The following is a 12052-nucleotide window of genomic DNA, read 5'->3' on the forward strand; positions in this document are numbered from 1 at the left end:
AACCGTGTTGTTGACGGAGACACAGGGCTTTCATAATTCGTGCACCGCGTGGTGACGATGACGCACGGGCCGACCGGGGGGACGGTCCGCCCGCCCGCGGGTACTTTCCTGTGAACTTTGGGGGGAGACCCTTGTCCGTGCCCGATCCGTCCGCCGACCACCCGTCTGACCACCCGTCTGACCGCCCGTCTGACCGTCCGTCTGACCAGCGGTCGGCCGACCAGCCGACCGACCCGTCGACCGACCAGTCGACCGACCAGCTGACCGATTCCGACGCGCAGCCCGGCGCGACCGAGCCGCACCCCGTAGTCGAGGCGCACCCCGCAGTCGAGGCGCAGCCCGTCGCGCTCGGGGCGCCGACGGTCCGTCGGCTGCCCCGGGCGCTGGGTATCGCCCTCACCGTGACCGGGCTGCTCGCGGTGACCGCGACCAGCGCCGCGGTCACCGTCGCGGTCGGCAAGCCCGACCCGGCGCCGCGGGTGGCCGCCGCCCCGGCCGCCCCCGCGGCGAGCGCGAGCGCAAGTGCGAGTGCCAGCGCGACGCCCACCCCGACGCCCACGCCCACGCCGACCCCGAGCGTGGCACCCCGTCCGGCCAGCACCTTGCAGGGCAGCGTCTCCGGCGGCAAGCACAGCGGCGACCTGCGCTACTTCCTGCTGCCGGTGCCGGACCAGGCCGACCCGTACGGCTCGCCGGACGGCTCGATGATGACGATGGACGAGATCGCCGCGGGCTACTCCGACGGCACCGACGTCCAGGGCATGCTGGACTCCTGGGGCTTCAAGGAGGCGGCGACCCGCACCTACCGCACCCGGGACGGCAAGCTGCAGGTCCGGGTGGAGCTGAAGCACTTCGGCCGCACCGACCGTGCCGACGGCTACGCGCAAGGCACCAGCTACAAGGGCGACTCGTTCACCGTCGACGGCGGGGGCGGCGCCAAGGGCTGGATCTTCAAGCCCGAACAGCAGGCCTACACCGGCGAGTTGATCGGTGTCGGCGCGGTCGGCGACGTGGTCTACGAGATCTCCGTCCAGGTCAAGGGCGACCCCGACAAGGCGCTGCTCGCCGACGTGGTGAAGCGTCAGCGCGACCGGCTCGCCAACGGCTGACGGCCGTCCCGAACTTCTCTTCCAGGAGCACCAGTTGAGCACCGAACCCACGGGCCCCGCCGTGCCCGGGGCGGCCGCCGCACAACCCGAGCCGCCCACCACGATCCCGCCCGCCACTGCCCCGTCCGCGGAGCCGAACCCGTTCGCGCCGCCGTCCACCGCCCTGCCCGCCGCCGCCGCGCCTGCGGAGCCGAACCCGTTCGCCCCGCCGGTCGTGCTGTTCCCGCAGCCCGAACTGATCGAGGCGGGCGCCGAACCGGCCCGCAAGCGGCGCAAGCTCGGCACCGGGACGCTGTTCCTGGTGGCCGTGCTGGCCGGGCCGGTGCTCGGCGGCACGGTCGGGTACGCGATCCAGGCCGCCCGCCCCGCCACCCCGCTGCCGCGGATCGCCGCGCCGAAGCTGTCCTACCCGGCCGACCGGGTCGACCCGGCGGTGGTGGCCGCCGCGGCCCCGCAGCCGCTGAACATCGACGGCGACCTGCGCGAACTGCTGCTCAAGCGCCCGGACGGCACCGAGGAGTGGAAGGAGAACGCCGGCGACGGCGGCTGGATGACGACCGCCGACACCGCCGAGTCGTACGGCGAGTCGCAGCGGATCTTCAAGCAGCTGCTGGCGAACGGCTTCCGCCGTTCCGCGGTGGTCGCCTGGAAGGCCGGTGACGTCGAGTACCGGATCCGGCTGGTCCAGTACGCCCCGGATTCGGCGGACAACGCGATCACCGCGGCCAACGACTACCGCGCGGGCAACACCAAGGTCGGCAAGCTCGCCGGCAACCCGGACAGCGTCGTGGCCGTCCTGGACGACCCGCTGCACTACGCGGACAGCACCGAGAAGTACTACTACGGCCAGGTCCTGGCGCGTAAGGGCACCGTGGTGATGAACGTCGAGGTGTACGCCAAGAACCCGGTCGACCGGGCCCAGCTCGAAGACCTCGCCAAGCGCCAGTGGGAGCGACTCGCGTGACCGACATCGAATCCCCCACCCCGGCCGTCGAACCGGCCGTCGAACCGACCGGCGCGTCGGCCGAACTTCCCGTCGAGTCGTCAACGTCCCTGAAGAACAAGGACATTGTGACGCCCAAGCCGAAGCGCACGGTGCTGAAGGCCGCCGCCGCGGTGGTCGCCGCGGCGCTGGTCGGCGTCGGCATCGGCGAGGCGATCATCCAGGTGCACTACGCGAAGGACGACAAGGCGGTCGTCGCGGCGGCGCCGACCGCGCCGCAGCCTTCGGCGAGCCCGTCGGCCGCCTGGGGTGCCAAGTCCAACGGCAACCACTTCGGCAGCCTGCGCGACCTGCTGCTGCCCGTGCCGGGCGCGTACCGCCTCGGCCCGGACGCCGGCGCGCTCGGCCACGACAGCGAACTCGGCCAGGAGCAGCTGGCCAAGCGCCTGGAGAAGAACCTCGCCGACGTACCGGAGAAGTACCGCGACCAGGTGAAGAAGGCCTGGGAGGACCTGCACTTCCTCGGCTCCGGGGTGCGCACCCTGGTGCCCGGCGACAACAGCATGCTGGTCGAGCTCTACCTGGACCAGTTCAACCAGCAGGCGGTGTCGCAGACCAGCCAGCTGTACGGCGCGATGGTCGACGACACCGGCGTGTTCCGGCACGGCCCGGACGTCCCGGGCCACCCGGGCGCGCGCTGCGTGCTGCCGCCGCTGCGGCCGGGCGACCAACTCGACTACGTGCACTGCTTCTCCGCCGAGGGCGACCTGCTGGTGACCATGGAGGTCTCCGGGCTGGCACCCCTCGACCAGAACAAGGTCGTGGACCTGTTCCGTCAGCAGCTGGACCGACTGGCCCGACCGGGAGCCTCCGCATGAGCAGCGACACCACCCCCACCGACACCACCCCCACCGACACCACTCCCACCGACACCGCCCCGGCCACCGACGCCGCCCCGGCCACCGACGCCGCCCCGGCCACCGACGTCGCCCCCGCCCCCGCCGGGGGAGCCGCGGCAACCGCGATCGGCGAGGTCGAGGCGGTGGCCGGCGAGCCCGTGCCCGAGGGCGACCCCGCCGGGCGGCCGGCTGCGTCGAAGGCCGGCCGCAAGCGGCTGTGGCAGCTCGGCGCGGCCGTCCTGCTGACCCTGGCGACCGGCGCGGCCACGGCCGTCGCGGTGACCCAGCCGGAGCGCACCGAGCTGCCCGGCCTGGCCACACCGAACGACGGGCGGTACGTCTTCCCGGAGTTGGCGCTGCCGCCCCTGCCGTCGGGCGCGCCCGCGCCGCAGGACACCCGGGGCAAGACGCACGCCGCCGACCTGCGGGCGCTGCTGCTCCCGCTGCCCAAGGGCGCGGTCGGTACCGGCCCGTCCGCCGCCCCGTCGGCGAGCGCCACCGGCTCCCCGGCCGCAGCCCCGAGTGGCAGTCCGAGCACCGCCACGTCCGCGTCGGCAGGCGGTGCGGCCACCGCGTCGGCCGCGACGAAGCCGGCGCAGCCGGTCATGGCGGGCCGCTGGGTGCCGTGCGACGCGGAGACCATGCTGGCCAAGGACCCGGCCAACGCGAACCGGCTGACCACGGACGCCTGCCGGGCCGCCGCCGCGCAGGGCTGGACCGCCAAGGACGGCACCCGCACCGAGCTGCGGCTGCTCAAGTTCGGTTCCTCGTACGAGGCCGTGGACTTCTTCGGCGGCTCCGCCGGCCTGTCCTCGACCCGGGACATCGAGTCCGCGCGGATCGACCTGGACACCCAGTACCCGACCGCGTCCGGCACCCAGGTCGCCGCCCGGCTCTCGGACGCCAAGTCCGGTGGCACGCCCACCGGCCGGGTGGCCTGGGTGCAGGTCGGCGACGTCGTCGCGGTGGTGCAGATGACCAACCCGCACGGCGTGCCCACGCAGGCGTTCCGGCAGGTGATCGCCCTGCAGAGCGCCATGCTCGGCTGACCGTGCGGCCGACGTGGCGCGCCGGCTGACGGGGCGTCAGACCGGTCGCGATTTCCGGGCCCGGCTCCGGAACCCCTAGGGGTCGGGCCCGGACGGTCATCCCGTGGTGGGACGGAAGGCTCCGCTTCCCAGCGCATTCCCCCGCACACCTGCGCAGGGATACGTTGAGCCCGTGTCCACAGTCATCAAGACGGACGGCCTCACCAAGAGGTTCCCCCGGGTCACCGCACTCGACCGGCTCACCGTTGAGGTGGAGCCCGGCGTGGTCGGTCTGGTCGGAGCGAACGGCGCGGGCAAGTCCACTCTCATCAAGATCCTCCTCGGGCTGTCCCCCGCCACCGAGGGCACCGGCCAGGTGCTCGGCCTGGACATCGCCACCGAGGGCCCGGCCATCCGCGAACGCGTCGGCTACATGCCGGAGCACGACTGCCTGCCCCCGGACGTGTCCGCCACCGAGTTCGTGGTCCACATGGCCCGGATGTCCGGCCTGCCGGCCTCCGCGGCCCGCGAGCGGACCGCCGACACGCTGCGCCACGTCGGCCTGTACGAGGAGCGCTACCGCCCGATGGGCGGCTACTCCACCGGCATGAAGCAGCGCGTCAAGCTCGCCCAGGCCCTGGTCCACGACCCGCAGTTGGTGCTGCTGGACGAGCCGACCAACGGCCTCGACCCGGTCGGCCGGGACGAGATGCTGGCGCTGATCCGCCGGATCCACGCCGACTTCGGCATCTCCGTGCTGGTCACCACCCACCTGCTCGGCGAGCTGGAGCGCACCTGCGACCACCTGGTGGTGATCGACGGCGGCCGGCTGCTGCGCTCGTCGTCCACCGCCTCGTTCACCGAGGCCACCCAGCTGCTCGCCGTCGAGGTCACCGACCGACCCGGCGACCTGTCCTTCGACGCGGACGCCGCACTGCGCGAGCGGCTCACCACCGCCGGGCTGAGCGTGCGGGCCGACGGCAGCCGGGTGCTGCTGGTCGAACTCGCCGGCGACGAGACCTACGACACCGTCCGCGACACCGTCGACGACCTGGGCCTCGGCCTGGTCCGGCTGGAGCAGCGCCGCCACCGGGTCGCCGAGATCTTCAGCACCGACGCCCCCGACGACGCGGACGTCGTCGACAGCACCGATCCGCGCGACGACGCCGAGCGCGCCGTCGTCGAGCAGCCGGCCGGAGGCGAGCCCGCATGACCACCCACGCCGACGCCCAGACCGGCGTCATCCACGACATCGGCTACCGCCCGTACACCGGCCCCCGGCTCGGCCGCGGCTACGCCACCCGCTCGCTGTACGTGCAGAGCCTGCGCGCCGCGTTCGGCCTCGGCCGCTCCGGCAAGTCCAAGGTGCTGCCGTTCCTGCTGGTCGGCGGCTTCGCCGCGCCGGCGGTGGCGATCGTCGCCATCGCGGTCTTCGTCGGGATGCCCAAGTTCCCGATGGACTACCCGCAGTACCTGGCGGGCTTCGGGGTGCTGCCGCAGATCTTCCTCGCCGCGCAGGCCCCGGTCCTGATGTCCCGTGACCTGCGGCACCACGTCGTGCCGTTGTACTTCTCCCGGCCGCTGACCCGCCGCGACTACGTCAACGCGAAGGCCGCCGCGATGGTCAGCGCCCTGCTGATGCTGCTGGTGCTGCCGCTGCTGATCCTGTTCATCGGCGCGCTGCTGGCCGGCCTCCCGACCGGCGAGAACGCCACCCACCTGCTGTACGGCCTGGTCGCGGCGGTGCTCTACGCGGTGCTGTACGCGGCGATCGGCCTGCTGATCGCCGCGGCCACCCCGCGCCGCGGCTTCGGCGTCGCCGCCATCATGGGCACCCTGATGATCACCAGCGCCATCGCGCTGATCCTCTACGGCCTGTCCGGCGGAGCGCAGCCGGTCCCGGACCAGTCCGCGTCCTGGGCGCTGCTGATCTCCCCGTCCCAGCTGGTCTCCTCCCTGGTCAACCAGCTCTTCGGCCTCGCCGACAACCCGGGGGTCCTGCACGCCCCCGGCAGCCTCGGCGCGGCGGTCTTCGCCGCCGTCCTCGCCGCCGTGTCAGCCGCCTGCTACGGCCTGCTGCTGCGCCGCTACCGGAACGTCTGAGAGGCAGCCATGGCCGTCATCACCATCGACAAGGTCTCCCGCTGGTTCGGGAACGTGGTCGCCGTCAACGACGTCACCATGACCATCGGACCCGGCATCACCGGCCTGCTCGGCCCCAACGGCGCCGGGAAGTCCACCCTCATCCACATGATGAGCGGCTTCCTCGCCCCGTCCTCCGGCAGCGTCACCCTCGACGGCGCCGCGATCTGGCGCAACCAGGAGGTGTACCGCCAGATCGGCCTGGTCCCCGAACGGGAGTCGATGTACGACTACCTGACGGGCTGGGAGTTCGTCCTCGCCAACGCCGAACTGCACGGCCTCGCCGACCCCGGCGCCGCCGCTCAGCGGGCGATCGCCCTGGTCGAGATGGAGTACGCCCAGGACCGGCAGACCGGCACCTACTCCAAGGGCATGAAGCAGCGCGTCAAGATGGCCTCCGCGCTGGTCCACGACCCCGCGGTGCTGCTCCTCGACGAGCCGTTCAACGGCATGGACCCGCGCCAGCGCCTGCACCTGATGGAGCTGCTGCGCCGGTTCGGCGCGGACGGGCGCACCGTGCTGTTCTCCTCGCACATCCTCGAGGAGGTCGAGCAACTCGCCCGGCACATCGAGGTGGTGGTGGCCGGCCGGCACGCCGCCTCCGGCGACTTCCGGGAGATCCGCCGGCTGATGACCGACCGCCCGCACCGCTACCTGGTCCGCTCCAGCGACGACCGGCGGCTGGCCGCCGCGCTGATCGCCGACGGTTCCACCGCGGGCATCGAACTCGACTGGACCGAGAAGGCGTTGCGCATCCAGGCGATCAACTTCCAGGGCTTCACCACCCTGCTGCCGAAGGTCGCCCGCGAGGCCGGCATCCGGCTGTACACCGTCTCCCCGGCCGACGAGTCGCTGGAAAGCGTCTTCTCCTACCTGGTCTCGTCCTGAAGGGCCACACCCGATGAACACCACCGTCGCCAGGCTCACCGCCCGCGGCCTGTTCGGACGCCGGCGCGTCCTGGTCCTGCTGGCCGTCCCGGTCCTGCTGCTGGTCATCGCGCTGGTCGCCGGCAACTCCGACCAGGACCCGCTCGACCTCGCGCACAGCGTCCTGGGCACCCTCGCCCTGGGCACCCTCGTCCCGATCCTCGGCCTGATCACCGGCACCGGCGTGATCGCCACCGAGATCGACGACGGCTCGATCGTCTACCTGCTGTCCAAGCCGCTGCCGCGCTGGCAGATCATCACCACCAAGCTGGCGGTCGCCATCGGCGCCACCTGGCTGCTGGCCGCCGTCCCGACCTACCTCGCCGGGCTGATCGTCTACGGCTCGGCCGACAACGTCGCCCTCGGCTACGCGGTCGCCACGCTGGCCTCCGGCGCCGCCTACAGCGCGCTGTTCCTGCTGCTCGGCGTGGTCACCCGGCACGCCGTGATCGCCGGTCTGGCGTACGCGCTGATCTGGGAGAGCCTGGTCGGCAACTACGTGAAGGGCGCCAAGACCCTCTCGGTGCAGCAGTGGGGCCTCTCGCTGGCCCACACCGTCGCGGGGGAGGGCATGGTCACCGCCCCGGTGGCGCTCTCCGTCGCGGTGCCGCTGCTGATCCTGGTGAGCCTGGCCGCCACCGCGCTGGCCGCGGTCAAGCTCGCCGGCCTCACCCTCAGCGGCGAGGAGTAGTAGCCCACCGGACACCCGCAACGGCGGCGAACAGCCCGCCGGACACGCGAAACGGCGGGGAGCACCCACGCTCCCCGCCGTTTCGCATCCCCCGCGCCTGACGCGGCGTCAGACCGTCCGGTTGCGGCCCGCGCCCCAGCCCGCCACGCCGGCCACCGCGGCCAGCGCCAGCATCACCAGCAGGGTGGCGTCCCAGCCGCCGGTCAGCTGGTGCAGCGCGCCCGCGCCCACCGGACCGGCCGCGGCCACCAGGTAGCCCACCGCCTGGCTCATCCCGCCCAGGCGCGCCGCGCCGAGCACGCTGTCGGTGCGCAGCACGATGAACGCCAGGCCGAGGCCGAGCGAACCGCCCTGCGCCAGGCCGAGCACCGCCGCCGAGAACCAGGCGCCGGAGACCGGGGCGAGCAGCAGCCAGGCCAGGCCGACCCCGTTCAGCACGGCCATCGCCGCCGCCAGCCCGCGCTGCCGGGTCATCCGGCCCGCCGCCAGCGGCACCAGGAACGCGCCCGCGACCTGCACCAGGTTGCTGAACGCGAAGACCAGGCCGGCCTCGCCGCGCGGCATCCCGTGGTCGGCCAGCACGGTCGGCAGCCACGCCACCATCACGTACACCAGCAGCGAGGAGATGCCCATGAAGGCGCTGATCTGCCACGCCAGCCCGGACCGCCACGGGTTGCCCGCCGGGGCGGCCGGCGTCGCGGCCGGGGCCACCCGCAGCGGCGCGGTGTGCTCCTGACGGGCCCTCAGCACCTGCGGCAGCCAGGCCACCGCCGCGACCAGCGCCAGCAGCGACCAGGCGCCCAGCGAGGCCTGCCAGCCGCCGCCCAGGGCGTGCTCCAGCGGCACCGACAGGCCCGCCGCCAGTGTCGCGCCGACCAGCATGGTGGTCGAGTACACCCCGGTCATCGCCGCCGCCCGGTGCGGGAACTCCCGCTTCACCAGGCCCGGCATCGACACGTTCAGCACCGCGATCGCCACGCCGATCACCATGCACCCCGCGTACAGCGCCGCCACCGACGGCAGCACCCGCAGCAGCACGCCCGCGCCCAGCGCGAGCACCGCGCCCAGCACCACCCGCTCGGTGCCGAACCGCCGGGTCAGCCGCGGCGTCAGCGGCGCGCCGACGCCCTGGAACAGCACCGGAACGGTGGTGATCAGACCGCTCGCGGCGGCGGACAGGCCGAAGGTCCGCTGGATCTCGTCGACCATCGGCGAGATCGCGGCCAGGCAGGCCCGCATGTTCAACGCGACCAGCACGATCCCCGCCAGCAGCAGGGCGGGGTGGGCGAACCGGGCGGTTCGGACGCCCGTCCTCGGATCGAGGACGGGCTGCGCGGCACGGGTGACCGACATGGCAGGGGCAAGCTCTCTGTGCGGGTGGTACGGGACGGGGACGGCGCGGGCTGGCGGGCCGGTCACTTCCGCGCCGCGATCTCGGCGAGCAACTGCTCCACCGCCGCGGACGGTTCGGCCAGCAGCTCGCGACAGGCCGCCTCGGCCCGGTCCGGGTCCCCGCTCTCGATCGCCGCGACCAGCGCCTCGTGGGTGGCGATCACCACCTCGGGCATCTCCTGGTCGCCGAAGGCCGCCCGCATCGACTCCCGCACCGAGGCGCCGAAGTAGCGGTACACCTCGGTCAGCGCCGGATTGTGCGCCGCCTCCACCACCGCGGTGTGGAACTCCAGGTCGTGCTCGACGGTGTCCTCCCGGCCGGCCCGCTCCGGGTGCGCCGCCATCACGGCGGCCTCCCGGGCCAGCGCGGCCCGCATCCGCTCCAGGTCCGCCGCGGTGTGCCGCAGCGCGGCCAGCCGCGCCGCCTCGGTCTCCAGCGCGGCCCGCACCTCCAGCACGTCCCGCACCCCCGACCGCTGCACCCCGCGCAGCACCGCCGCCGGGTCGCTGGTCGACCGGACGAACGTCCCCTCGCCCTGCCGGGAGACCAGCATCCCCGCGTGCACCAGCACCCGGATCGCCTCCCGTACGGTGTTGCGCCCCACCTGCAGCCGCTCCGCCAGCTCGTGCTCGGTCGGGATCCGCGACCCCACCGGCCACGCCCCCGCCGCGAGCTGCTCCCGCAGCTGCTCGATCGCCGCGTCCACCAGCGAACGCCGCCCGGCCGCCTGCAGTCCCTCACCCACGTCCGGACACCCCTCTCCACGCCTCGTCGACGGCAGTCATCCTACAACCGCTTGCCCGGTCATCCTACAACCGGCCCTCCGAGGTTCCGGAGAGCCCGAAGTGAGCTGTGTCTCCCCGGTTTTCCGCAACCTTGGTCCGCTGACCGGAACCGGCGCTCCGCACACGGCGTTCCCATCCTCGGAGAGGGAACCCAGGCCGTGACTCGGAAATGATCCCTTTATATGCTCCGCTCTCAAGCTTCATCCGTCCGCTGAGCAGACGGAGCGTTTGCTGAGGCGCCCAGCGGCCGCCTCCGGTGAAGGGTGTACGTATGGCAGGCCAGAGGGCGGGGGCGTCCGACGCGGACGCCGGCTGGTGGGAGAACGACTCCCCGCAGGGTGAGCCGTACCGTCAGGACGCGCCCCACCGGGACGACGTGCCGACCCCGGGTGTGCCGCGCCGCCGCTCCGGCGGCCACGACGACGTCCCCTCCGGCGGTCGCGCCGAGGCCCGCCGCGCCGCCCAGGGCCGCGCCGCCACCCCGCCCCGCTCCGGCAACCGCACTCCCGGCACCCCGCCGCGCTCCCCGAACGGTGGCCCCGACCCGGCAGCCGCCGGGGGCGGCGGCCGTGCCGAGGCCCGCCGCGCCGCGCAGGGCCGCGGCCCGCAGGGCCGCAAGAAGCCGCGCAACAAGAAGAAGCTGGTCGCCTGGATCGCGGTCGGCGCGGTCGCCACCGTGATCGCCGCCGGCGGCGCGATCTACCTGAAGCTGAACGGCAACATCACCTCGTTCGGCGACGAGGGCCTCAGCAAGGACCGCCCCGACGCCGCCCAGGCCGACGCCCAGGGCCGCACGCCCGTCAACATCCTGCTGATCGGCTCCGACTCCCGCGCCGGCGACAACAAGAGCCTGGCCGGCGGCGAGGACGGCGGCGCCCGCTCGGACACCACGATCCTGCTGCACGTCTACGCCGACCACAAGCACGCCGTCGGCGTCTCCTTCCCGCGCGACGCCCTGGTCAACATCCCGGCCTGCATGCTGCCCAACAAGACCTGGACCAAGCCGCAGAACAACGTGATGTTCAACAGCGCCTTCTCGGTCGGCAACACCGACGCGGGCAACCCGGCCTGCACCCAGAACACCGTCGAGAAGATCACCGGCATCCGGGTCGACCACACCATCGTGGTCAACTTCGAGGGCTTCGCCGCGATGACCAAGGCGGTCGGCGGCGTCAACGTCTGCCTGCCGAACGCCATCTACGAGAAGGACCTGAACCCGAACCTGCCCCGCAAGGGCAAGGAGATCTACCCCAAGGGCACCCAGAAGGTCGAGGGCCAGGCCGCCCTCGACTACGTCCGGCTGCGGCACGGCATCGGCGACGGCTCCGACGTCGGCCGGATGAAGCGTCAGCAGGCCTTCATGTCCTCGCTGATCAAGGAGGTCAAGTCCAAGGGCATGGACCCGACCACCCTGCTGCCCCTCGCCGACGCCGCCACCAAGTCGCTGGTCGTCGACTCCGGACTGGACTCCGCCGCCAAGCTGCTCGACTTCGCCATGTCGATGAAGAACCTCGACCTGCACGACGTCAAGTTCCTCACCACCCCCTGGCACTACGAGGGCGAGCGGATCGGCCTCAACCACCCCGAGGTCGAACAGCTCTGGGCCGCGCTCAAGGCCGACCGCACCCTCGACGGCCAGGACGCCAGCGGCGGCGCCGCCTCCGCCCCGGCCAGCGCCCCCGCCAGTCCCGCGGCGCCGGCCTCCAGCGCCCCGGCGGTCCCGTCGGCCAACGGCGCGGGCATCAAGGTCGGCGTCTACAACGGCACCACCACCGCCGGGCTCAGCACCAAGGCCGCCGACGCGCTCAAGGCCGCGAAGTTCACCGTCACCGCGACCACCAACGCGAGCAACCAGAACCACTCCACCACCGTGGTCCAGTACGGCCCCGGCCAGAAGACCAACGCCCAGGCCGTCGCCGCGCTCTTTCCCGGCTCCACCCTGGAGGCCTCCTCCAGCGCCGGCATCGCCCTGGTGCTCGGCAAGGACTACGCGGCCTCCGCGGGCGGCGCGGCCCCCGGCACCACCGCCCCGGGCCCGCTGCCCAGCTCGGTCGCCAACGACGCCCGCTCCGCGGACGACGACCCCTGCTCCAACGTCAGCTACGGGTGACCCGGCGCCCCGCGAGGGGCGCCGC

Annotated in this window: 11 protein-coding genes; 9 read left to right on the forward strand and 2 right to left on the reverse strand. The window is 73.2% G+C overall.

Features of this window, described 5'->3' with window-relative positions:
• Nucleotides 1–137: 137 nt before the first annotated feature.
• The 8 genes from ACWD4U_RS28385 (at nt 138) to ACWD4U_RS28420 (ending at nt 7739) form a co-directional block, all read left to right on the forward strand.
• Nucleotides 138–1109 (forward strand): hypothetical protein, encoded by a 972-nt coding sequence (locus ACWD4U_RS28385; RefSeq protein ID WP_363458537.1) that lies wholly within the window; start codon nt 138–140, stop codon nt 1107–1109.
• A gap of 34 nt (nt 1110–1143) precedes the next feature.
• A complete protein-coding gene (locus ACWD4U_RS28390) occupies nt 1144–2073 on the forward strand; it encodes a hypothetical protein (protein WP_363458539.1) in 930 nt (309 codons plus the stop codon).
• Complete coding sequence (locus tag ACWD4U_RS28395) at nt 2070–2930, forward strand: hypothetical protein (RefSeq protein ID WP_363458541.1); 861 nt, start codon at nt 2070–2072, stop codon at nt 2928–2930. The genes ACWD4U_RS28390 and ACWD4U_RS28395 overlap by 4 nt, the downstream gene beginning before the upstream one ends.
• On the forward strand, nt 2927–4000 hold the full coding sequence (locus tag ACWD4U_RS28400; RefSeq protein WP_363458543.1) for a hypothetical protein: 1074 nt from the start codon (nt 2927–2929) through the stop codon (nt 3998–4000). The genes ACWD4U_RS28395 and ACWD4U_RS28400 overlap by 4 nt, the downstream gene beginning before the upstream one ends.
• A 172-nt stretch (nt 4001–4172) precedes the next feature.
• Complete coding sequence (locus ACWD4U_RS28405; RefSeq protein WP_363458545.1) at nt 4173–5192, forward strand: ABC transporter ATP-binding protein; 1020 nt, start codon at nt 4173–4175, stop codon at nt 5190–5192.
• Entirely contained in the window at nt 5189–6082 is an 894-nt protein-coding gene (locus ACWD4U_RS28410) for an ABC transporter permease (RefSeq protein ID WP_363458547.1), read from the forward strand. Before ACWD4U_RS28405 ends, ACWD4U_RS28410 begins: the two co-directional genes overlap by 4 nt.
• 9 nt (nt 6083–6091) lie before the next feature.
• The gene (locus tag ACWD4U_RS28415; RefSeq protein WP_363458548.1) at nt 6092–7009 is read left to right on the forward strand and encodes an ABC transporter ATP-binding protein; all 918 of its coding nucleotides are present in this window, start codon (nt 6092–6094) and stop codon (nt 7007–7009) included.
• A 13-nt stretch (nt 7010–7022) separates the two neighbouring features.
• Nucleotides 7023–7739 (forward strand): ABC transporter permease, encoded by a 717-nt coding sequence (locus ACWD4U_RS28420; RefSeq protein ID WP_363458550.1) that lies wholly within the window; start codon nt 7023–7025, stop codon nt 7737–7739.
• A 108-nt stretch (nt 7740–7847) separates the two neighbouring features.
• Here the strand turns inward: ACWD4U_RS28420 and ACWD4U_RS28425 are convergent, their stop codons facing one another.
• Nucleotides 7848–9092, reverse strand: a complete 1245-nt coding sequence (locus tag ACWD4U_RS28425; RefSeq protein ID WP_363458551.1) for a CynX/NimT family MFS transporter — start codon at nt 9090–9092, stop codon at nt 7848–7850.
• A gap of 62 nt (nt 9093–9154) precedes the next feature.
• Nucleotides 9155–9877, reverse strand: a complete 723-nt coding sequence (locus ACWD4U_RS28430) for a FadR/GntR family transcriptional regulator (protein WP_363458553.1) — start codon at nt 9875–9877, stop codon at nt 9155–9157.
• A 311-nt stretch (nt 9878–10188) separates the two neighbouring features.
• On the opposite strand from ACWD4U_RS28430, the gene ACWD4U_RS28435 reads away from it, so the two are divergent.
• Nucleotides 10189–12027 (forward strand): LCP family protein, encoded by a 1839-nt coding sequence (locus ACWD4U_RS28435; RefSeq protein WP_363458555.1) that lies wholly within the window; start codon nt 10189–10191, stop codon nt 12025–12027.
• Nucleotides 12028–12052: the final 25 nt, after the last annotated feature.

Source organism: Kitasatospora sp. NPDC002522, from assembly GCF_053595195.1.

Bases quoted from the DNA above. Each gene is read 5' to 3' on its own strand.
- ACWD4U_RS28400 (WP_363458543.1), top strand. From the start codon at position 2,927: ATGAGCAGCGACACCACCCCCACCGACACCACCCCCACCGACACCACT.
- ACWD4U_RS28410 (WP_363458547.1), top strand. From the start codon at position 5,189: ATGACCACCCACGCCGACGCCCAGACCGGCGTCATCCACGACATCGGC.
- ACWD4U_RS28415 (WP_363458548.1), top strand. From the start codon at position 6,092: ATGGCCGTCATCACCATCGACAAGGTCTCCCGCTGGTTCGGGAACGTG.
- ACWD4U_RS28420 (WP_363458550.1), top strand. From the start codon at position 7,023: ATGAACACCACCGTCGCCAGGCTCACCGCCCGCGGCCTGTTCGGACGC.
- ACWD4U_RS28425 (WP_363458551.1), bottom strand. From the start codon at position 9,092: ATGTCGGTCACCCGTGCCGCGCAGCCCGTCCTCGATCCGAGGACGGGC.
- ACWD4U_RS28435 (WP_363458555.1), top strand. From the start codon at position 10,189: ATGGCAGGCCAGAGGGCGGGGGCGTCCGACGCGGACGCCGGCTGGTGG.